At 37.8% G+C, this 22,942-nt stretch carries 20 protein-coding genes and 5 tRNA genes; 23 read left to right on the top strand and 2 right to left on the bottom strand.

Features of this window, described 5'->3' with window-relative positions:
* Positions 1-32 precede the first annotated feature (32 nt).
* A complete protein-coding gene (locus tag ACTIEI_RS09110; protein ID WP_439505977.1) occupies positions 33-710 on the top strand; it encodes an SGNH/GDSL hydrolase family protein in 678 nt (225 codons plus the stop codon).
* Here ACTIEI_RS09110 and tyrS read toward each other — a convergent pair.
* On the bottom strand, positions 703-1,986 hold the full coding sequence (gene tyrS, locus ACTIEI_RS09105) for a tyrosine--tRNA ligase (RefSeq protein WP_439505976.1): 1,284 nt from the start codon (positions 1,984-1,986) through the stop codon (positions 703-705). The two genes, ACTIEI_RS09110 and tyrS, sit on opposite strands and share 8 nt — an antisense overlap.
* A 22-nt stretch (positions 1,987-2,008) precedes the next feature.
* On the opposite strand from tyrS, the gene ACTIEI_RS09100 reads away from it, so the two are divergent.
* Together ACTIEI_RS09100 and hscA are read left to right on the top strand one after the other, a co-directional pair.
* A complete protein-coding gene (locus tag ACTIEI_RS09100) occupies positions 2,009-2,455 on the top strand; it encodes an RDD family protein (RefSeq protein ID WP_439505975.1) in 447 nt (148 codons plus the stop codon).
* A 72-nt stretch (positions 2,456-2,527) separates the two neighbouring features.
* Entirely contained in the window at positions 2,528-4,390 is a 1,863-nt protein-coding gene (hscA, locus tag ACTIEI_RS09095; RefSeq protein ID WP_439505974.1) for a Fe-S protein assembly chaperone HscA, read from the top strand.
* A 2-nt stretch (positions 4,391-4,392) separates the two neighbouring features.
* On the opposite strand, the gene ACTIEI_RS09090 is transcribed toward hscA, so the two are convergent.
* Entirely contained in the window at positions 4,393-4,986 is a 594-nt protein-coding gene (locus ACTIEI_RS09090) for a riboflavin synthase (RefSeq protein ID WP_439505973.1), read from the bottom strand.
* 231 nt (positions 4,987-5,217) lie between these two features.
* Here ACTIEI_RS09090 and rpsU point away from each other — a divergent pair, with 231 nt between their 5' ends.
* The 20 genes from rpsU to rpoC all read left to right on the top strand — a co-directional run bounded on the left by rpsU (position 5,218) and on the right by rpoC (position 22,929).
* A complete protein-coding gene (rpsU, locus tag ACTIEI_RS09085) occupies positions 5,218-5,415 on the top strand; it encodes a 30S ribosomal protein S21 (RefSeq protein WP_026752269.1) in 198 nt (65 codons plus the stop codon).
* 63 nt (positions 5,416-5,478) lie between these two features.
* On the top strand, positions 5,479-6,372 hold the full coding sequence (locus ACTIEI_RS09080) for a tyrosine-type recombinase/integrase (RefSeq protein WP_439505972.1): 894 nt from the start codon (positions 5,479-5,481) through the stop codon (positions 6,370-6,372).
* A gap of 146 nt (positions 6,373-6,518) precedes the next feature.
* Entirely contained in the window at positions 6,519-6,818 is a 300-nt protein-coding gene (gene hpf, locus ACTIEI_RS09075) for a ribosome hibernation-promoting factor, HPF/YfiA family (RefSeq protein ID WP_439505971.1), read from the top strand.
* A gap of 181 nt (positions 6,819-6,999) precedes the next feature.
* Positions 7,000-7,072, top strand: a tRNA-Thr gene (locus ACTIEI_RS09070).
* A 50-nt stretch (positions 7,073-7,122) separates the two neighbouring features.
* Positions 7,123-7,205 (top strand) — tRNA-Tyr (locus ACTIEI_RS09065).
* A 39-nt stretch (positions 7,206-7,244) separates the two neighbouring features.
* Positions 7,245-7,320: transfer RNA gene (locus tag ACTIEI_RS09060), tRNA-Gly, on the top strand.
* Between the two features lie 15 nt (positions 7,321-7,335).
* Positions 7,336-7,407, top strand: a tRNA-Thr gene (locus ACTIEI_RS09055).
* Positions 7,408-7,586: 179 nt separating this feature from the next.
* Complete coding sequence (gene tuf / locus ACTIEI_RS09050) at positions 7,587-8,777, top strand: elongation factor Tu (RefSeq protein ID WP_295186118.1); 1,191 nt, start codon at positions 7,587-7,589, stop codon at positions 8,775-8,777.
* 102 nt (positions 8,778-8,879) lie between these two features.
* A tRNA-Trp gene (locus ACTIEI_RS09045) sits at positions 8,880-8,950 on the top strand.
* 38 nt (positions 8,951-8,988) lie between these two features.
* Positions 8,989-9,183, top strand: coding sequence for a preprotein translocase subunit SecE (gene secE, locus ACTIEI_RS09040; protein WP_295186117.1), 195 nt, complete (start codon positions 8,989-8,991; stop codon positions 9,181-9,183).
* A gap of 7 nt (positions 9,184-9,190) precedes the next feature.
* A complete protein-coding gene (gene nusG / locus ACTIEI_RS09035) occupies positions 9,191-9,790 on the top strand; it encodes a transcription termination/antitermination protein NusG (RefSeq protein WP_439505970.1) in 600 nt (199 codons plus the stop codon).
* An 83-nt stretch (positions 9,791-9,873) separates the two neighbouring features.
* Complete coding sequence (locus tag ACTIEI_RS09030; protein WP_439505969.1) at positions 9,874-10,722, top strand: beta-1,6-N-acetylglucosaminyltransferase; 849 nt, start codon at positions 9,874-9,876, stop codon at positions 10,720-10,722.
* A 32-nt stretch (positions 10,723-10,754) separates the two neighbouring features.
* Complete coding sequence (locus ACTIEI_RS09025) at positions 10,755-11,138, top strand: sugar 3,4-ketoisomerase (protein ID WP_439505968.1); 384 nt, start codon at positions 10,755-10,757, stop codon at positions 11,136-11,138.
* Complete coding sequence (locus tag ACTIEI_RS09020; protein ID WP_439505967.1) at positions 11,135-12,223, top strand: DegT/DnrJ/EryC1/StrS family aminotransferase; 1,089 nt, start codon at positions 11,135-11,137, stop codon at positions 12,221-12,223. The genes ACTIEI_RS09025 and ACTIEI_RS09020 overlap by 4 nt, the downstream gene beginning before the upstream one ends.
* Positions 12,224-12,340: 117 nt before the next feature.
* Entirely contained in the window at positions 12,341-12,784 is a 444-nt protein-coding gene (gene rplK / locus ACTIEI_RS09015; protein ID WP_439505966.1) for a 50S ribosomal protein L11, read from the top strand.
* Between the two features lie 26 nt (positions 12,785-12,810).
* A complete protein-coding gene (gene rplA / locus ACTIEI_RS09010) occupies positions 12,811-13,503 on the top strand; it encodes a 50S ribosomal protein L1 (protein WP_439505965.1) in 693 nt (230 codons plus the stop codon).
* Between the two features lie 53 nt (positions 13,504-13,556).
* On the top strand, positions 13,557-14,069 hold the full coding sequence (gene rplJ / locus ACTIEI_RS09005) for a 50S ribosomal protein L10 (protein WP_439505964.1): 513 nt from the start codon (positions 13,557-13,559) through the stop codon (positions 14,067-14,069).
* Positions 14,070-14,167: 98 nt separating this feature from the next.
* Entirely contained in the window at positions 14,168-14,542 is a 375-nt protein-coding gene (gene rplL, locus ACTIEI_RS09000) for a 50S ribosomal protein L7/L12 (protein WP_305535031.1), read from the top strand.
* Positions 14,543-14,812: 270 nt separating this feature from the next.
* A complete protein-coding gene (gene rpoB, locus ACTIEI_RS08995; RefSeq protein WP_439505963.1) occupies positions 14,813-18,616 on the top strand; it encodes a DNA-directed RNA polymerase subunit beta in 3,804 nt (1,267 codons plus the stop codon).
* Between the two features lie 29 nt (positions 18,617-18,645).
* Positions 18,646-22,929, top strand: coding sequence for a DNA-directed RNA polymerase subunit beta' (gene rpoC, locus ACTIEI_RS08990; protein WP_439505962.1), 4,284 nt, complete (start codon positions 18,646-18,648; stop codon positions 22,927-22,929).
* Positions 22,930-22,942: the final 13 nt, after the last annotated feature.

Here is a 22,942-nt window from a genome sequence, read left to right as displayed (position 1 = left end):
TCGCACAATTAAAATGAATTAAAATATTTCCCATGAAAAAATGGATTAGTCTATTACTGTTTTTTACTTCAATCTTACTCATGAGTTTTGCCTTCAATAAAAAGAAAAAAGTAGTCTTCTTTGGGGATTCAATTACCCAAATGGGTGCCGATAAGGGCGGGTATATTCGATTGATGGAAGACCTGATTCAATCTGAAAATATATCCAATGAATTTGAATTAGTAGGGGCAGGCATTGGCGGGAATAAAGTAACCGATTTGTTTTTGCGATTAGAAAAAGACGTGTTGAGTAAACAGCCAGATATAGTAGTAATTTATGTGGGCATTAACGATGTATGGCATAAGCGCATGTTTGGAACAGGAACAGATTATAACAAGTTTGCAGAGTTTTACGATATAATTGTTAAGAAATTACAAGCAGCCAATATACAAGTGATGGTATGCACTCCAACGGTTATAGGAGAGCGAAATGATAATTCCAATGAACTCGATGGAGAGTTGAATATGTATAGTAATTGGGTGCGCAAATATGCACAAAAAAATCAATTGCCAATAGTAGATTTGAGGGCAGTATTTCAACAATACCTTATAGCAAACAACCCTTCCAATGAAGAGAAAGGGTTGTTAACTACTGATCGAGTGCATTTAAATGCAAAGGGAAATTTATTAGTTGCTCAAACCATTTGGAAAGCACTAAAAGTCATTAAATAACTTTTAGAAGGAAATAGTTTTTCTTTCCTTTTTGCACCAAAATATATTTGTCTTGCAATAAGTCTTGAACCGATACCGCTGTTTTATCGGCGGTTAATTTTTCTTTGTTGATGGCTACTCCACCTGCGGCTAATAGTTTCTTAGCTTCTCCCTTACTGGGTGTTATACCCGCATCTGCCAATAAACTAATAAGGTCGTATCCTTCGTTTAGTTGTGCACGGGAAATTTCTGCAGTTGGAACCCCTTCCATTACTTGCAATAATTGTTTTTCATTGAGCGAAGTCAATAGTTCGGTAGAAGCATTTCCAAACAAAATTTCAGAAGCTTTTACAGCAAATTCATAATCTGCTCTACTATGCACAAAACAGGTAATTTCTTCTGCTAATTTTTTCTGCAAAGCCCTTGCATGTGGGGCAGTTGCATGTTCTGCAATTAATTGGTCTATTTCTTCCTTAGGCAGTAGGGTAAAGATTTTAATCCACTTGGTGGCATCTTCATCACTGGCATTTAACCAAAATTGGTAAAACTGATAAGGAGATGTTTTTTCTGGGTCTAGCCAAACATTGCCTCTTTCTGTTTTCCCGAATTTACCGCCATCAGCTTTTGTTAACAATGGACAAGTAAATGCGAATGCTTCTCCACCCGCTTTTCTTCTAATGATTTCGGTACCAGTAACAATATTTCCCCATTGATCACTACCGCCCATTTGCAATTTGCAATTCTTGTTTTGGTACAACCAATAAAAATCATATCCCTGAATTAATTGGTAGGTAAACTCTGTGAAACTCATACCAGTATTGCCATCCAATCTTTTTCTTACGCTGTCTTTACTCATCATGTAATTCACCGTAATATGCTTACCTACATCTCTGATAAAATGTAAAAAACTAAAATCTTTGAACCAGTCATAGTTGTTAACCATCTCCGCTTTATTAGGAGCGTCTCCTGTAAAGTCTAAAAATTTACTCAATTGTTTTTTAATGCCCGCTAAATTGTGTTGCAAAGTTTCTTCGCTCAATAAATTTCTTTCTTCACTTTTAAAACTAGGATCTCCAATCATTCCAGTAGCGCCACCCACTAAAGCATAAGGTTTATGCCCTGCTTTTTGTAAATGAACCAATAATAAAATGGGCACCAAACTTCCTATATGTAAGCTATCCGACGTAGGGTCAAATCCTATATAGCCCGACACCATTTCTTTGTTTAACAATTCTTCGGTTCCTGGCATAATATCCTGAAGCATTCCTCTCCAGCGTAATTCTTCAACTAAATTCATTGCTTGCAAATTTGAGTGGCAAATGTACAAAAGATACCCGCATGGAATCAATGCCTTAAATTTGCTTCGTAAAATTGTATTCATGCTTAAAGTAGGCGACGGCACTCGGGCACTTAATTTTTTTATAGACACCATTTTATTAACCATTTTGGCAATGTTGGTTTTTAGGTGGTACAATTTTTATGTGGTTTATTGGAGGTATACCCCGCTGCATTTTGGTTGGTTCTTTTTTCCTACCATGTTTGTTTATTATAGTTTTTTTGAAATGCTTTTTGCTAAAACACCGGGCAAATGGTTTACCCATTCAAGGGTAGTAGCCAAAAATGGTCATAAAGCTTCTTGGTACATGATTTTATTGAGAAGTATGTTAAGACTTTCTATTGTAGACCTTTTTTTTGGTCCATTCTTGGGCGGTCCTTTGCACGATTTTGCCAGTTCCACCACGGTGGTTCAAGATCCTGTCCATTAATTGATTTCGTAAATCGCAACAACTCCGCTAGTCAATTGTAGTACTTTTGCGTTTTAATTAGAAAGTAATACTATGGCTAAGATTGGCATTAATATAGCAACAGGGAGCTTGCAACAGGCAGAAGTGATTGTAGGGATTGATTTAGGTACTACCAATAGCTTAGTGGCTATAATCCACCCAGAAAATAAGCAGCCAGTAGCTTTAAAAGAATTCAATAGTAGCAGTTTAGTGCCCAGCGTAGTGCATTTTGATGCATTTGGAAATGCCGAAGTAGGTGAACAAGCCAAATTGTATTTAGAGTCTGATCCATCCAATACCATTTTTAGTGCCAAGCGTTTGATGGGAAAAAGCTACAAAGACGTAAAAGAAAATGCTGGTTTTTTTACTTACAAAGTAATCGATGATGATGCCGATAGTTTGGTGAAAGTGCAAATTGGAGATCGCTTTTATTCGCCTATCGAGCTTAGTTCTTTCATTTTAAAAGAGCTAAAATCACGAGCCGAACATATTTTGAAAACACCGGTTACTAAAGCGGTAATTACCGTTCCAGCCTATTTTAATGATGCGCAGCGCCAAGCCACTAGAGATGCTGGTAAGTTGGCAGGATTAGATGTGTTAAGAATTGTGAATGAGCCTACAGCTGCTAGTTTGGCTTATGGCTTAGGATTAAATAAAGAAGAAGAGAAAACCATTGCAGTATATGATTTAGGTGGGGGCACTTTTGATGTTTCTATTTTAAAAATTACCAATGGAATTTTTGAAGTCCTCAGTACCAATGGGGATACCTACTTGGGTGGAGACGATTTTGATCGGGCCATCATGGAATTTTGGTTGAATCAAATTGGGGTTCCTTTTAACGCTGTTCAAAATGATAAAGCAGTTTTGCAATCGCTGCGTTTATTAGCAGAAGAGGCAAAGAAAACATTAAGTGTACAAGATGATTTTAAAGCCGAATGGAGTGGATATCAGGTTTCAATCAGCAAAACTGAATTAAATCAATGCTTGCTTCCATTAGTGATCAAAACAATTGAATGCTGTAGCAAAGCCTTATCGGATGCGGGTTTGCAGGTTGCTGAGATAGATTCAGTAATTATGGTTGGAGGCAGCACCCGTGTTCCTTTGGTTAAAGAAAAAGTGAGTGCTTATTTTAATAGGCCTGTGAATGATTCGGTTAATCCAGATGAAGTAGTCGCTATTGGTGCCGCTGTTCAAGCAGATATTTTGGCAGGAAATAACAAAGACTTTTTATTATTAGATATTACCCCACTCAGTTTGGGTATTGAAACCATGGGTGGATTAATGGACGTGTTAATTCCAAGAAACGCTAAAATCCCCAATCGAGCTGCTAGACAATACACCACGCAAATAGATGGTCAGGGTTCTATGCGTATTTCCGTTTTTCAAGGAGAGCGAGATTTGGTTCAGCACAATCGAAAATTAGCAGAGTTCAATTTTAAGGGGATACCCGGTATGCCTGCAGGGATGCCGAAAGTTGAAGTGAGTTTTTTGATTAATGCAGACGGCATTTTATCTGTTAGAGCAAAGGAGTTAAGGAGTGGAGTAGAACAAACCATTGAAGTGAAGCCTCAGTATGGTTTAACCGATGCTGAAGTAGAGCAAATGTTGATGGATAGTATCACGCATGCGAAAGACGATATGATTACCAGGGCCTTGGTAGAAGCCAGAACAGAAGCGGAGCAAATTTTATCTGTTACAGAAAAATTCATTGCAAAGAATGCTGGCTTATTAACCAAAGAGGAACTAATTGCAACAGCTGGTGCCATGCAAAATTTGCAGATGGCTTTAACCATGAACGATAAAAATCTGATTCAAACCAAAATAGAAGAACTCAACGAAATCAGCAGGCCTTTTGCAGAAAGAGCCATGGATCAAGCGGTGAGTGGAGCTTTGAAAGGGAAAGATATTAAGCAATAAGGTTAGTTCTTCCGTAATTCAATACTTCGCTGTACGTATTTTCCCAATAAATCGAACTCAATATTTACTACCGAACTAACTTGTACCTGCTGAATACTGGTATGATGGTAGGTATAAGGAATAATTGCTACGGTAAAACTGTTATTGGTGATATTAAAGCAAGTAAGGCTAGTGCCGTTTACGCTAATTGATCCTTTTTCTATAACTAATGGAGCAAATTGTTCTGGGAAAACAAAACGATATTCCCAACTGCCTGCTAAATCTTCCTTTTCTACACAGGTAGCAGTACAATCTACATGACCTTGTACAATATGCCCGTCGAGCCGTCCATTCATTACCATACACCTTTCTATATTCACTTTAGTGCCAGGCTTCCAAAGCTGTAAGTTGGTTTTTTGAATCGTTTCTGCAATCGCCGTTACTTGATAAGTACTGTTATTGATGGCTTCAACAGTGAGGCATACCCCATCATGAGAAACGCTTTGGTCTACTTTTAATTCATTGGTGATGCTCGAGGTAATTTGAAAAGTATAATTGCTGCCTGTAATAACAACCGATTCAACTGTGCCAATGGTTTCTATGATTCCTGTGAACATTTAATATTAAATTTTTATTTACGATATTCAACTTCAAGTTATTGATGCAACAGTTGTCTAAGTTAAATTGTTGTGATGAATAAATACCAAAGATTGATTGAATGAAAAAAAGTAGGGCATGCCGTTAACCCTAAACCATAAAAGAAAATCAAAAACAGGAAATTATTTTGCTAATTAATTCTACCTGCTTATCTTCGCCGCCTAAAAATAACCTGAGGAGGTATATAAGCTATGTTAATTATCGATTCTAAAGACTGCGAAAACATCGACAAGGCACTTAAAAAGTACAAGAAGAAATTCGAGAAAAGTAAGACTTTGTTACAGTTGAGAGAGCGTCAAGCATTTACCAAACCGTCTGTTGTACGTCGTGGTCAAGTGTTGAAAGCTATCTACAAGCAGCAGATCGCTAGCGGAAAGATTGAGGGATAATTTTTTCCCATTCATCATACGATTAAGTAGTTTAGATTCGTTAGAGTCTTGACTACTTTTTTTATGCCCATACATCAATATCCTCCATTACAAGAATTTTTAAACCATTTGAGGTTTGAACGAAGGTATTCTGCGCATACAATAACTGCGTATCAAAACGATTTAGAGCAGTTTTTTCAATTTTTAATTAGTCAATTTGAGGGTCCTGCTTTAAGTGCTATTACAGCCACTTTTATCCGCTCTTGGTTGGCTGAAATGAAAGAAGAAAAGATTAGTTCAAGATCTATCAATAGAAAGATTTCCTCCTTAAAGTCTTTTTTTAAATTCTGCTTGAAAATAGGTGCAATCAATCAAAGCCCTATGGGTTCTATTGTTTCTCCTAGAACCAGCAAGCGATTGCCAGTGTATGTAGAAAAAAAAGACATGGAGCAGCTTTTTGCTTATTTGCCTTTTTCTGATGATTGGAAGGGTAGGACGGAACGATTGGTATTATTACTTTTTTACAGTACTGGTATGCGTTTGAGTGAGTTAATTCATTTGAAACAGTCGCAAATTGATTCTGCCAATGGTCAATTGAAAGTGCTCGGTAAGGGGAATAAAGAACGCTTTCTACCTATAGCAGCTTCATTAATCGAGCAATTGGTTGCATATAAAAATGATCGTCCCTTACTTTCAGGGGTGGATGAATTATTTGTCAATGAAAAAGGGAAGCGGCTTAATCCACGAAGTGTATATGCATTTGTAAATGCCAGATTAAAGGAAGTTACTACTATTGAGAAAAAAAGTCCGCATGTATTGCGACATAGCTTTGCTACCCATTTAATGAATAATGGGGCTGATATTAACGCAGTAAAAGCGCTTTTAGGTCATAGTAGTTTGGCTGCCACTCAAGTTTATACTCATAATACCATTGAACAATTGAAAGCAGTTTATAAAAAAGCTCACCCCAAAGCCTAACTCTGTTAAATCGGCGTAAAAAAATCGGCTATTTATTGTTTTTTCTCCTAATTTTTATTAATTTAATGTTCTGTTGATGTAATCCCTTTTACTCAAACAGGTAGTTCTTTTTAATTAATTGTTTCACCGATTAAATGTTTAACACCATGAACGTTAACATTCAAACAGTCCACTTTGATGCAGATGAAAAACTAGTTGAGTTCGTAAACAGAAAATTGGCCAAATTGCCAACGTTTCACGACAAGATTCTTAAAGTGGATGTTTTCTTGAAACTGGATAATGTGGTTCACAACATCAAAGACAAAGTTGCTGAAATTAAAGTGCATGTTCCTAAACATGAATTTTTCACCAAAGCATCTTCTAAGTCCTTTGAAGAGTCATTTGAAAGTGCATTAGATGCATTAATCAATCAAATTAAACGAAAAAAAGAAAAATTAGCCGCCTAATCAAAGGCTCCCAGTGGGAGCCTTTTTTATTTTTATCCCTCGAAAACACAGTATTTTAGGCACTTTTATCGAGTGTTGATAAATTCCTTTCAAAATCATTGAAAAAAATCATTTCAAAATTTTGCCAAATAAAGATTTCCATTACCTTTGCCATCCCAAAAAAAAGGGAAGTTCTTTGTTTGCCGAAGTAGCTCAGTTGGTAGAGCAGCTGATTTGTAATCAGCAGGTCGCGGGTTCGAGTCCCATCTTCGGCTCAAATTTGAGCAGGATTCAGCCTAGCTGAATTTGGCAAATGGTATAACACGGGCAGATGGCCGAGTGGTTAAAGGCGACAGACTGTAAATCTGTTCACTCACGTGTACGTAGGTTCGAACCCTACTCTGCCCACAAACAATCGTAAGATTGTAGTTCTTTTTTTATGGTTAAGCGGAAGTAGCTCAATTGGTAGAGCGATAGCCTTCCAAGCTATAGGTCGCGAGTTCGACCCTCGTCTTCCGCTCCATTTTTTTTTGAGTCTGCCGTTGTAGCTCAGTGGTAGAGCACTTCCTTGGTAGGGAAGAGGTCGTGAGTTCGATTCTCACTAACGGCTCAGTGCTCAGCCAAAAAGCTCGGTGCGCAAAGAGGACTCAAATTTAATTCCCTGGTGATATCCCGTTAAACTGGATAAGTCAGGAAATAACGGGATAAGTGAGATAGGATAAAAAATTATTGTCTTTAGGGAAAGACAAAAACATAAATTTTTAAAACACAACTAAAAAACCGATACAAATGGCAAAAGAGACCTTTAAGAGGGAAAAACCTCACGTAAACGTAGGTACCATTGGTCACGTTGACCATGGTAAAACTACTTTAACTGCAGCTATCACTATTACCTTGTCTAAAAAAGGTATGGGGAACGTTGCAAAGAAATATGATGAAATTGACGGTGCTCCTGAAGAAAGAGAGCGTGGTATTACCATCAATACTGCTCACGTAGAGTATCAGACTGAAAATCGTCACTATGCACACGTTGACTGTCCTGGTCACGCTGACTATGTGAAGAATATGATTACTGGTGCTGCTCAAATGGACGGTGCTATTTTAGTTGTGGCTGCTACAGATGGTCCAATGCCTCAAACCAAAGAGCATATCTTATTAGCTCGTCAGGTAGGTGTACCTCGTATCGTGGTATTTATGAACAAGGTTGACCTTGTTGATGATCCTGAATTACTTGAATTAGTTGAAATGGAAATCCGTGAGTTATTAACTTCTTATGGATTTGACGGAGATAATACTCCAATCATACAAGGTTCTGCAACTGGTGCACTAGCTGAAGATCCAAAGTGGGTTGGTAAAATTGACGAATTAATGGAAGCGGTTGATACTTATATTCCATTACCTCCTCGTCCAATTGATATGCCTTTCTTGATGTCTGTAGAAGACGTATTCTCAATTACTGGTCGTGGTACTGTTGCTACTGGTCGTATTGAGCGTGGTATTATCAAAGTAGGTGAAGCGGTTGAAATCGTAGGTTTAATGGAATCTCCATTATCTTCTACTGTAACTGGTGTTGAAATGTTCAAGAAATTATTGGACGAAGGTCAAGCTGGTGACAACGCAGGTTTATTATTACGTGGTATTGAAAAGAAAGATATCCGTCGTGGAATGGTTATCTGTAAGCCAGGTTCTATTACTCCTCACACAGATTTCAAAGGTGAAGTTTACGTACTAAGCAAAGAAGAAGGTGGACGTCACACTCCATTCTTCAACAAATATCGTCCTCAGTTCTACTTCAGAACTACAGACGTAACTGGTGAGTGTACTTTACCTGAAGGAACTGAAATGGTTATGCCTGGTGATAACATCGGTTTAACTGTTAAGTTGATCCAACCTATCGCAATGGAAAAAGGATTGAAGTTTGCGATTCGTGAAGGTGGCCGTACAGTAGGTGCTGGTCAGGTTACTGAAATCATCAAATAAATTGCATTTTGCCTCTAGGGGTGTAAAGCAAAAAAGTATATCTTTACAAAACAAAGTACTTAGCATCTGCTAGGTACTTTGTTTGTAAAAAGAAGTCTAAAAACGGGCATGGTGCAACGGTAGCATACGGGTCTCCAAAACCTTTGATCTGGGTTCGAATCCTAGTGCCCGTGCAAAAAATCGTTCACTGAACAAACGATCAAACACGGAAATGAACAAAATAGCGTTATATTTTAAAGAAAGCTACCAAGAGTTACTGGAAAAAGTAACCTGGCCTACCTGGATGCAATTACAGCAAAGCACTGTAATCGTTTTGGTAGCAACCGTAATTATCACTGCAATGGTTTGGGTGATGGATTTTTCCAGCAACCAGTTATTAAAGTTAGTGTACTCATTATTTAAGTAACCGTATCATGGAAGCAGTAGAAACAGTTCAAGTCAATGAAGCGACTCAGCAAGAAACCAAATGGTACGTGTTGAGAGTGGTGAGTGGCAAGGAGAGAAAAGTAAAAGAATACCTTGATAAAGATATTATCAGAAATGGTTGGCAAGATATTATCAAGCAGATATTCCTTCCAATGGAGAAAGTTTATAAAGTGCAGAACGGTAAAAAAGTAATGCGCGAGAAAAACTATTTCCCTGGTTACGTTATGATGGAAGTGTTAGATGGCAAGTTGAATGATGATATGGTTCAGCATATCAGTAATATCAGCAATGTGATGCATTTCTTGACTGATGGAAAAGGTTCTAAGGGGATGATTATTTCACTTCGTAAATCTGAAGTAAATAAGATGTTAGGAAAGGTAGATGAAATGAACGACATGGGAGTTACCATGAGTGAGCCTTTCATTGTTGGTGAAACTATCAAAATCATCGAAGGTCCTTTCAATGATTTTAATGGTGTGATTGAAGAAGTTAACGACGAAAAGAAAAAACTGAAAGTAACAGTAAAAATCTTTGGTAGGTCTACACCGGTTGAGTTAAGTTACATGCAAGTTGAAAAGTTATCTTAACCACTTATATAATTTTTTTGTAAAGCCACTTCAATCGAAGTGGCTTTTTAATTTATATTTAATACATTTGACTTCATTATATTATGAGAGTTGCACATTTAATTATAACCTATACCAATCCCGCACAAACTGCGAGAATGATAAATAGGATGCAACATCCCAATTTTGATTTCTATATTCACGTAGATGCTAAATTTCCTATTGAGTCTCATGCTGAGGTAGCCAAAATCTCCAATGTATACTTAATTCAGAATAGGGTAGATGTTCAATGGGCTGCATTTAGTACCATTCAGGCTGAATTGAATGGTTTACAAGAGATTTTGAATACAGGAAGGTCTTATGATTTTATCAGTCTGATGAGTGGTCAAGATTATCCTATTAAGACAGTTTCTCAAATGCAAACTTTTTTTGAAGGGAAGAAGGGAAAATTGCTTTTAAAATATAGGGCATTTTCTGGTGAATGGGAAGAAGGTTTGAGCCGAGTAAATAGGTATCATTTAACTGATTTCAAGTTTAAAGGACAATATTTTTTAGAAAGATTAATTAATAAATTAATTAAACGTACTGATCAACCAAAAGGGATGAAATTTTATGGTAGTTCCATGTTTTGGGTAATATCACCTGAGGCTGCTGAATATGTTTTGACAACGGTTGATCGTGACCCTACAATGAAGCGTTTTTTTAAGTTTACTTGGGCTCCTGATGAATTTTTATTTCAAACAGTTTTGTTGAATTCTTCTTTTGCAACTCAAGTTATTAATGAAAACTGCCATTATTACAAACACCCCCCACAAACACCTAGTCCAAAAACATTTGATATTTCTGATTTTCATGATATCATTGCTTCAGATCGTTTATATGCGAGAAAGTTTGATATGTTAAAATCACCAGAGCTATTTGATAAAATTGACGAATTTTTATCAAATCAATAACTCAAATAAATTATTATATATATTGTGGCTACATGGCATACTTACTTAATTTAGTGAATTTCAAAGATACCCGTGGAGAATTGACGGTTTTAGATAATGCGGAGCGTTTGCTCCCCTTTAAAATAAAGCGTGTTTTCTATATATATAATGTAGATGAGACTGCTCGGGGAGGGCATCGACATCATGAAACTGTTCAGGCTGCAATATGCATTCATGGGGCCTGTAAAGTTTGGAACAATGATGGAGAGACCATTACTGAATATCAATTAGATAATCCTTCTAAATGCTTGATTCTCGAAACTAAGGATTGGCATAAGATGTATGATTTTACTCCCGATGCGGTTTTGCTCGTTTTTGCTTCAACTACTTTTGATTCTTCCGATTATATCTATGAGCCTTATCCAGAAAAAGTATGATGATACCTTACGATAATTTGTCTAAAGTAAACGCCCCTTACACATTACTTTTTCAAAGTAGATTCAATCAATTTTTAGAAAAAGGTTGGTATATTTTAGGCGACGAAGTAAAGAAGTTCCAGGAAAACTACGCACAGTACAACCAGATGAATTATTGCGTGGGTGTTGCCAATGGATTAGACGCTTTGATACTTGCTATATGGGCCTTGCATTTACCCAAAGGTTCTGAAATAATTGTTCCTTCAAATACCTATATCGCTTCCATTATTGCTATTATTCATGCTGGGCATAAGCCTGTATTAGTTGAGCCAGATATTGTTACTTATAATATTGATCCAACAAAAATTGAAGCCGCCATTACGCCAAAAACAAAAGCTATTATGGTAGTGCATTTGTATGGTAAATGTTGCGATATGGATCCTATTTTATCCATTGCAGATAATTATCGATTACATATTATAGAAGATTGTGCACAAGCACACGGTGCAAAATACAAAGGAAGAATGTCGGGCACGTTTGGAATTATGAGTGGATTTAGTTTTTACCCCAGTAAAAATTTAGGGGCACTAGGCGATGGGGGAGCTGTACTTACCAATAGCCCTGAACTCTGTGAAGAATTAAAGATGATCCGAAATTATGGGTCTCATGGTAAATACTATAATGAAGTAGTTGGTTACAATAGTCGCTTAGATGAGATTCAGGCAATGTTTCTTGAAATAAAATTGCCTTATCTTGATAAAATAAATAATCATAAACGAAAACTAGCTTCCATGTATTTGGAGCAACTCAAGGATGATTTTATTTTGCCGATAGTACACCCTGATTATCACGATGTATATCATATTTTCAATATACGACACCCAAAGCGGGCTGCATTGAAAGAGTATTTGCAAAAATTAGGAATTGGAACCGAAATTCATTATCCAGTTCCTCCTAATAAACAAAAAGCGATGACTGCTTTATTAGGGCACTTAAACTTTCCAATTGCAGAAGCAATTCATGAAACTACTTTAAGCTTGCCTTGCTCTGTTTGTCATACTGAATTGGACATTCAACTGGTTATTGATGCTTTAAATGCATTTTAGTTTGGTAGAATAATTTTATTTACTACCTTTGCCGCCCCAAAAGTTCTTTTTAAAAGAGCGATTGAATTTGGGAGTCTCGATTAAATCGGGACGCTATAACCAATTAAATCAAATAAAATGGCAAAAGAAATCTCTGGCTTTGTGAAGCTGCAGGTGAAAGGTGGTCAAGCCAATCCTGCGCCTCCAGTGGGCCCCGCACTCGGTTCTAAGGGTGTGAACATTATGGAGTTCTGTAAGCAGTTTAATGCTAGAACTCAAGACAAAATGGGAAAAGTTGTTCCTGTTTTAATCACCGTTTATACAGACAAATCTTTCGATTTCGTAATCAAAACTGCTCCAGCTGCTGTACAGTTAATGGAAGCTGCTAAGATTCAGAAAGGTTCTAAGGAAAGCAATCGTCAAAAAGTAGGTAAAGTTACTTGGGAACAAGTTGAAGTTATTGCTAAAGACAAGATGGCTGACCTTAACGCGTTCACATTGAACAGCGCTATGACCATGGTTGCTGGTACTGCTCGCAGTATGGGTATTACTGTTGATGGAAAAGCTCCTTGGGAAAATTAATTTATTCACCTACTTAACTAATTCAAATGTCAATTACTAAAAAAAGAAAAGTAGCGAACACGAAGGTGGATAAATCAAAAGTTTATTCCCTAAAAGAAGCTGCTTCACTCGTAAAAGAAATTAACTGTACTAAGTTCGACAGTTCTGTTGATTTACATATCCGCTTAGGCGTTGATCCTAAGAAAGCAGACCAACAAGTGCGTGGTACTGTTTCATTACCTCATGGTACTGGTAAAACCAAGAAAGTATTGGTTTTATGTACTCCAGACAAAGAAGCAGCTGCTAATGAAGCTGGTGCTGATTATGTTGGTTTAGATGAGTTCATTGCTAAAATTGAAAGCGGCTGGGTAGATATTGATGTAATCATTGCTACACCTGCTGTTATGCCAAAAATTGGTAAACTAGGTAAAGTACTAGGGCCACGTAACTTAATGCCTAACCCTAAAACTGGTACAGTAACAAATGATGTTGCTGCTGCAGTTAATGAAGTGAAAGGTGGTAAGATTGCATTCAAAGTTGATAAAACTGGTATTGTACATGCTTCTATTGGACGTGTCTCTTTCTCTCCTGAGAAATTAACTGAAAATAGTACTGAACTAATCAATGCAATCATCAAGTTGAAGCCTTCTTCTGCAAAAGGTACATACCTTAAAGCAGCAAGCATGGCTAGCACCATGAGTCCTGGTATTGCTTTAGACACCAAATCATTAATGAACTAATCCTGGCGATCCTGCATTGTGGGAAATGACCCGGGTTTTTAAAAAAATTAGTTATGAACAAAAATCAAAAAAACGAAGTAATTGAAGTACTGAAGGAGAAGTTCTCTCAGTACAACAACTTCTATATCACCGATACTGAATCATTGACTGTTGAGCAAGTTTCTAATTTAAGAAGAACTTGTTTTGACAAGAATGTTGAAATGAAAGTTGCAAAGAACACCCTTATTCGTAAAGCATTGGAATCTTTAGATGCAGAAAAATATGCTGGTGTATTCGATTCTTTACATAATGTAACTGCTTTGATGTTCTCTGAGAACCCAAAGGAGCCAGCTCTAATTATCAGTTCTTTCCGTAAAAAGAGCAATGGAGAAAAGCCTGTGTTAAAAGCTGCTTTTATCAATGGTGATATTTACAGTGGAGACAATAACCTGAAAGCATTAACTCAAATCAAAACTAAGAATGAGTTGATAGGAGAAGTTATTGGATTGTTACAATCTCCTGCTAAGCGCGTATTGGCTGGATTGTTGCACCATCATGAAAAGCAAGCAGAAGCTGCTGCTGAATAATCAATGTTTAATCCCAATGCCACTGAGGTTAAAATGTGGCAATTTTTATAACCATCCGCTGGAGCAATTGCTTTGAAAGCGGTTTAAAAAGTAAAAACATGGCAGACGTAAAAGCATTAGCCGAACAATTAGTAGGCTTAACAGTAAAAGAAGTTCAAGAATTAGCTGATGTATTAAAAGCTGATTACGGTATTGAGCCAGCTGCTGCTGCAGTAGTGGTTTCAGCTGGAGACGGCGGTGGCGCAGCTGCTGTTGAAGAAAAAACAGCTTTTGATGTAATCTTAGTTTCTGGCGGTGCTAGCAAATTAGGCGTAGTTAAAATCGTTAAAGAATTAACTGGTTTAGGCTTGAAAGAAGCTAAAGACCTAGTTGATGGTGCTCCAAAGCCAATTAAAGAAGGCGTTTCTAAGGCTGAAGCAGACGATCTAGCTGCTAAGTTGAAAGAAGCTGGTGCTGAAGTAGAAATTAAGTAATCAACTTCCACTATATTAAAGACCTTCCCCTCGGTAAAATGAGTGGGAAGGTTTTTTTTTAGTTAATTTATCCCCAAATGGTAGTTTGGCGTAAAATTTGTTTTTGCGTTTCTATTACATTCCTTAACTTTGCCATCCTTAATTTTGGGCAATTTAGCGGGTGGACATTTTTATCATTGTGTTTAGGTGATGAATGAGCCGATTGTACGTTAAGAGAATGTTGCAGTTCTCCCCAATTTTTTTCGTATCAAAAACCGGTTTTACATACATATGTCTACTACAACATTGAACAACAGGGTCGGCTTCGGTAAAACTAAACATTTGGCTGATGCCCCTGACCTGCTCGACATCCAGTTAGAATCTTTTAAAGAGTTTTTTCAGTTAGAGACTACTCCCGACAAACGTAACGTTGAGGGATTGTTTCGTGTGTTTAAGGAAAATTTTCCTATTACAGACACGCGTAACATCTTTGTGCTGGAATTCCTGGATTATTTTATTGATCCGCCTCGTTACACTATTGAAGAGTGTATGGAGCGTGGGTTAACTTATGCCGTACCCTTAAAAGCTAAATTGCGTTTAAGTTGTAACGATGAGGAACACGTAGATTTCCAAACCATTGTACAGGATGTATTCTTAGGAAATATCCCTTACATGACTCCACGTGGTACTTTTGTAATTAACGGTGCTGAACGAGTAGTTGTTTCTCAGCTACACCGTTCTCCAGGCGTGTTCTTTGGACAGTCTGTTCACCCTAACGGTACCAAGATTTACTCTGCTCGTGTAATCCCTTTCAAGGGTGCATGGATGGAGTTTGCTACCGATATCAACAACGTAATGTATGCGTACATTGACCGGAAGAAAAAATTCCCGGTTACTACATTGTTACGTTCTATTGGCTTTGAAACAGACAAAGACATTCTAGAGTTATTCGGAATGGCTGACGAAGTAAAAGCAGATAAAAAATCATTGGCTAATCAGGTAGGTAAGAAATTAGCTGCTCGTGTATTAAGAACATGGGTGGAAGATTTCGTTGATGAAGATACTGGTGAAGTGGTGAGCATTGAACGTAACGAAATCGTTATGGAACGTGATACTGTTCTGGATGAAGAAGCGATTGCTACCATTATTGAAATGGAAGTGAAGAGTGTATTTATTCAGAAAGAGGACGTGGGTGGTGATTACGCAATTATCTACAACACATTAAATAAAGATACTTCTAATAGTGAATTAGAAGCGGTTCAGCATATCTATCGCCAATTGCGTGGTGCTGATGCTCCTGATAATGAAACTGCTCGTGGTATTATTGATAAATTATTCTTTAGCGATAAGCGTTATGATTTAGGAGAAGTTGGTCGTTACAAAATCAACCGTAAACTAGGTCTTGAATATCCTTTAACTAAAAAGGTATTAACCAAGCAAGATATCATTGAGATTATCAAATACTTGGTTCGTTTAACCAATGCAAAAGCGGAGATTGACGATATTGATCACTTGAGCAATCGTCGTGTTCGTACAGTTGGTGAGCAATTATATGCTCAATTCGGAGTTGGTTTGGCCAGAATGGCTCGTACCATCCGTGAGCGTATGAACGTTCGTGACAATGAAGTATTTACGCCAGTAGATTTGATTAATGCTAGAACTTTAAGTTCTGTAATCAACTCTTTCTTTGGTACTTCTCAATTGTCTCAATTCTTAGATCAAACCAATCCTTTAAGTGAGATCACACATAAGCGTCGTATTTCTGCTCTAGGGCCAGGTGGTTTGAGTAGAGAGCGTGCTGGTTTTGAGGTTCGTGACGTACACTATTCTCATTACGGTCGTTTATGTACCATTGAAACACCAGAAGGTCCAAATATTGGATTGATTTCTACTTTATGTGTACACGCTGCTATTAATGATATGGGCTTTATTGAGACTCCTTATCGTAAAGTGGAAAGTGGTGTAGTAAACATGAATGAATTAACTTTCCTAAGTGCGGAAGAGGAAGACTCAGCTAAAATCGCGCAAAGTAATGCTCCTCTAAATGCGAAGGGCGAATTTGCTGACGATAAAGTTGTTTCTCGTCAAACTGGAGATTTCCCCATCCTTGATAAAGAAGAAGTAGAATATATGGACGTTGCACCTAACCAAATTGTTGGTTTGAGTGCATCTCTAATTCCATTCTTAGAGCATGATGACGCCAACCGTGCCTTGATGGGATCTAACATGCAACGTCAGGCTGTTCCTTTGATTGTACCTGAAGTGCCAATTGTTGGTACTGGTTTAGAAGGAAAAGCGGCTCGTGATGCACGTATCCAAATTCATGCGGAAGGTAATGGTGTTGTTGAATTTGTTGATGCAAATGAAATTCATGTCCGTTATGATAGAAATGATTTAGATCGTTTAGTGAGCTTTAATGATGATTTACAAGTTTATAAATTAACTAAGTTCATCAAAACAAACCAAGCTACTTGTATTAACCTTAATCCTGCGGTTAAGAAAGGCCAAGTGGTTAAAAAGGGTGATTTCTTAACAGAAGGATATGCTACAAAAGATGGCGAATTAGCTTTAGGTCGTAACCTACAAGTGGCATTCATGCCATGGAAAGGGTACAACTTTGAAGATGCGATCGTAATTAGTGAAAAAGTTGTTAGAGAAGACTTATTTACCTCAGTTCATATTGACGAATACGAATTAGAAGTTCGTGATACAAAATTAGGTGAAGAAGAATTGACTCCAGATATTCCAAACGTTTCTGAAGAAGCTACAAAAGATTTGGATGAAAACGGTATCATTCGTATTGGTGCAACAATTAAAGAGGGTGATATTTTAATTGGAAAGATTACGCCAAAAGGCGAGTCTGATCCAACCCCTGAAGAAAAACTATTGCGTGCCATTTTTGGTGACAAGGCTGGTGATGCAAAAGATGCTTCTTTAAAAGCACCAAACGGTACGGAAGGTGTTGTTATTGATAAGAAATTATTCCAGCGTGCAAAGAAGGATAAGAATGGTAAGATTCGTGAAAAAGCATTGCTTGAAAAAGTAGAAAAAGTTCATCAACAAAATGTTGAAGCTATTAAGGAATTGTTATTGGAAAAATTACAAGTCTTATTAAAAGATAAAGCTTCTACTGGCGTTAGCAACAACTTTGGTGAAATGTTAATTGGTAAGGGAGCTAAGTTTAATCAAAAGAATTTAAGCACGATCGATTACCAAAACGTGAATCCTTTGGGTTGGACTGGTGATGCTAAAACAGATGATCAAATCAATACTTTATTACACAACTATAGCATTAAGTTTAACGAAGAACTTGGCAGATACAAGCGTGAGAAATTCAATATCTCTATCGGAGATGAATTACCTGCTGGTGTATTAAAACTAGCTAAGGTTTACTTAGCTGTTAAGCGTAAGTTGAAAGTAGGGGATAAGATGGCTGGACGTCATGGTAACAAAGGTATTGTTGCTAAAATTGTACGTGCAGAAGATATGCCATTTATGGAAGATGGAACACCAGTTGATATCGTGTTGAATCCATTAGGGGTACCTTCTCGTATGAACTTGGGCCAGATTTATGAAACCATATTAGGATGGACCGGTAAACGTTTGGGTGTGCGTTTTGCAACTCCAATTTTTGACGGTGCTTCTACTGATCAAATTGAACAGTATTGTAAAGATGCAGGCATTCCAAGAAACGGTCATACTTACTTGTATGATGGTGAAACAGGAGAGCGCTTCCACCAGAAAGCAACGGTAGGGGTAATCTATATGATTAAACTACACCATATGGTGGATGATAAAATGCACGCTCGTTCAATTGGACCATACAGCTTAATTACACAACAACCGTTGGGTGGTAAGGCACAGTTTGGTGGCCAGCGTTTTGGTGAGATGGAGGTTTGGGCATTGGAAGCATATGGTGCCGCAAATATTCTGCAAGAATTATTGACCCTTAAATCTGATGATATCATCGGTCGTGCGAAGACTTATGAGGCCATCGTTAAAGGAGAGAATATTCCTAGAGCAGGTGTTCCTGAATCATTCAACGTATTGGTGCATGAACTAAGAGGTCTTGGTTTAGATCTTAAGTTCGATTAACAAAAACAATTCAAATTCTCAACCGCGATATGGCAATCAAAAGAGAAAACAAACAGCGTCCAACTTTTTCACAGATCACCATTAGTCTGGCATCTCCAGACAGTATTCTGGAAAGAAGCTTTGGCGAAGTACTGAAACCTGAAACCATTAACTACCGCACCTATAAGCCTGAACGTGATGGCTTATTCTGCGAAAGAATCTTCGGGCCTGTAAAGGATTATGAGTGTGCTTGTGGAAAATACAAGCGTATCCGTTACAAAGGCATCGTATGTGATCGTTGTGGTGTTGAAGTAACTGAAAAGAAAGTGCGTCGTGAACGCATGGGTCATATTAAGCTAGTAGTACCTGTAGTTCATATTTGGTATTTCAAGAGTTTACCAAACAAAATTGGTTACTTACTTGGAATGAGCTCTAAGAAATTAGAGACCATTATTTACTACGAGCGCTATGTAGTAATACAGGGTGGTATCAAGGAAAACCTAAATATGGGTGATCTTCTTACTGAAGAAGAATACCTAGATTTAATTGATGGTTTACCAAAAGACAACCAGTTCTTGCCTGATGAAGATCCACAAAAATTCATTGCTAAAATGGGAGCTGAAGCAGTTCATGCTCTTTTAGAAAGAATTGATTTGGATGAACTAAGTTTTTCATTGCGTAATGCTGCTGCTACTGAAACTTCTCAACAACGTAAGGCTGATGCTTTAAAGCGCTTGAGTGTAGTAGAGTCTTTCCGTGATGCTAGCACTAGAATTACCAATCGCCCTGAGTGGATGGTAATGCAGTATATACCTGTAATTCCACCAGAATTACGTCCATTGGTTCCGTTGGATGGAGGCCGTTTTGCTTCTTCTGATTTGAACGATTTATATCGTCGTGTAATTATTCGTAACAACCGTTTAAAGCGTTTGTTAGAAATCAAAGCACCTGAAGTAATCTTACGTAACGAGAAGAGAATGTTGCAAGAAGCAATTGACTCTTTGTTTGATAACTCTCGTAAATCTAATGCGGTTAAAGCAGAAGGTGGACGTGCATTGAAATCTTTATCTGATGTATTAAAAGGAAAACAAGGACGTTTCCGTCAGAACTTATTGGGTAAGCGTGTTGACTACTCTGGTCGTTCTGTAATTGTGGTAGGTCCAGAATTGAAAATACATGAGTGTGGGTTGCCTAAAGATATGGCTGCGGAACTATTCAAGCCATTTGTTATTCGCAAATTAATAGAAAGAGGTATCGTTAAAACCGTTAAGTCTGCTAAGAAATTAGTTGATCGCAAAGAAGCGGTTATTTGGGATATCCTCGAAAATATATTAAAGGGTCATCCGGTTATGTTAAACCGTGCCCCAACACTTCACCGTCTTTCTATTCAGGCATTCCAGCCTAAATTAGTTGAAGGTAAAGCAATTCAATTACACCCATTGGTTACCTCTTCGTTCAACGCGGATTTTGATGGTGACCAGATGGCGGTGCACGTTCCACTAAGCAATGCTGCTATTTTGGAAGCACAATTGTTAATGCTTTCTTCTCACAATATTTTGAACCCGCAGAATGGTACTCCTATTACCCTTCCTTCTCAGGACATGGTACTTGGATTGTATTACATCACTAAGGGTAGAAAGTCTACAGAAACCGAAACCATCAAAGGTCAAGGAATGGCTTTCTATAGCATGGATGAAGTGATTATTGCTTACAATGAAGGCCGAGTTGATTTACATGCGAATATTAAGGTTAAAACAAATGTTCGTGAGAAAGGTGTATTAGTTAAGAAGTTAATTGATACTACCGTTGGTCGTGTATTGTTTAACCAACATGTTCCTCAGGAAGTTGGATTTGTAAATGCATTATTAACGAAGAAGAGCTTAAGAGAAATCATTGGGGATATCATCAAAATCACTGACGTTCCTAAAACAGCTAAATTCTTAGATGATATTAAGACACTCGGTTTCCGTATGGCATTCCGTGGTGGATTAAGCTTTAGCGTAAACGACTTAATTGTTCCTGAAATCAGAAATGAATTATTAGAAAGCGCTAAAACTGAAGTAGAAGAAGTTTGGGAAAGCTACAATATGGGTTTAATTACCAATAATGAGCGATATAACCAAGTAATTGATATTTGGGGTAGAGTGGATATGAAAATCACCGAGTCTTTGATCCGTGAAATGACCATCGATAACCAAGGGTTCAACTCTGTATTCATGATGTTGGATTCGGGTGCTCGTGGTAGTAAAACACAGGTTAAGCAGTTGGTAGGTATTCGTGGTCTAATGGCTAAACCTCGTAAGAGTGGTAGTTCTGGTTCTGAAGTAATTGAGAACCCGATTCTTTCTAACTTTAAAGGAGGATTGAACGTATTAGATTACTTTATCTCTACACACGGTGCGCGTAAAGGGTTGGCGGATACGGCACTTAAAACGGCGGATGCGGGTTACTTAACTCGTCGTTTAGTAGACGTATCTCAGGACGTGGTTATTTCTGAAGAAGATTGTGGAACACTTCGTGGTATTGCTACTAGTGCATTAAAAGACAACGAAGATGTGATAGAACCATTAGCAGATAGAATTGAAGGTCGTACATCGTTACATAATGTTTACCACCCTATTACCGAAGAATTAATCATTTTAGCTGGTGAAGAAATCTCTTCTGATGTGGCTAAATTAATTGAAGAAGTAGGTATTGAAACCGTTGAAATTCGTTCTGTACTTACCTGCGAAAGTAAGCGTGGAGTATGTGTGAAGTGTTATGGTAAAAACTTGGCAACAGGTTACTTAGCACAGCGCGGTGATGCAGTAGGTATTATTGCTGCACAATCAATTGGTGAACCAGGTACACAGTTAACATTACGTACCTTCCACGTGGGTGGTGTTGCAGGATCTGCTTCAATTGAATCTACCTTACAAGCGAAGTTTGATGGTACTATTCAATTTGATGGGCTTAGAACAGTTGATACCACTAGTAATGATGGCACAAAAACCAAAATTGTTATTGGACGTACTGGGGAAGTAAGAATCATGGACGTGAAAAATGATCGTTTGATGATTACCAATAACGTTCCTTATGGTGCTACCTTAAATGTAAAAGATGGTGCTCAAGTTAAAAAAGGAGATGTTATTTGTACATGGGATCCGTTTAACAACGTAATTGTGGCGGAAACTCTAGGAACTATTAAGTTTGAAAACATTTTAGATGGTATCACTTACCGTGATGAGTCTGATGAACAAACTGGTCACCGTGAGAAAGTGGTAATTGAGACTAAGGATAAGACTAAAATCCCAACGATCATTGTAGAAGGAAAAGATATAAAGCAATACAACTTACCAGTTGGATCACATATCGGCGTAGAAGAAGGAGATGAAGTAAAAGCAGGTCAGGTATTGGTGAAGATTCCTCGTATCTTAGGAAAACTAAGAGATATCACTGGAGGTCTTCCTCGTGTAACTGAATTGTTTGAAGCTCGTAATCCTGGAAATCCTGCGATTGTGTGTGAAATTGATGGTGTTGTATCATTCGGTAACGTGAAGCGTGGTAATCGTGAGATTATTGTTGAGTCTCGTGATGGAATGGTTAAGAAATACTTGGTTCCATTAACACGTCAGATTCTTGTACAAGATGGAGACTTTGTTAAAGCGGGTACGCCAATGTCTGACGGACAAACTGCTCCTGCAGATATTTTGGCTATCAAAGGACCATTTGCTGTACAAGAGTACGTAGTAAACGAGATTCAGGAAGTTTACCGTTTACAAGGGGTTAAAATCAATGACAAGCACGTAGAAGTGATTGTGCGTCAGATGATGAAAAAAGTAGAAATTGTAGACGCTGGTGATACCAAATTCTTAGAGGAGGATTTAGAAGATCGTTTCGACTTTATTGAAGAGAACGACAGAATCTACGATAAGAAAGTGGTAACCAATGCTGGTGAAAGCACAAAGATGAAAGCTGGTCAAATTATTACTTTACGTGAGCTAAGAGAAGAAAATTCCATCTTACGTCGTTCTGATAGACAACTAGTTGAAGTTAGAGATGCTAAGCCTGCAACTGCAAGACCAGTATTGCTAGGTATCACTAAAGCTTCTTTAGGAGTACAAAGCTGGATCTCTGCTGCTTCATTCCAGGAAACAACTAAAGTATTGAGTCAGGCTGCAATTCAAGGAAAAACGGATGCGATGCTCGGACTTAAAGAAAACGTTATCACTGGTCATTTAATTCCTGCTGGTTCTGGACAAAAAGAATTCGAGAACATGATCGTAGGAAGTAAAGAAGAATATGAAGTATTGGCTACTACAAGAGAAGCTATGAGCTTTGATGATGAAGAGTAATCAAGAGACTGTA

This window comes from Sediminibacterium sp. (assembly GCF_051860225.1).
Classification (GTDB): Bacteria; Bacteroidota; Bacteroidia; order Chitinophagales; family Chitinophagaceae; genus Sediminibacterium.
Note: the sequence above shows the minus strand (reverse complement) of the source record. Positions and strands in the feature narration are given on the sequence as shown.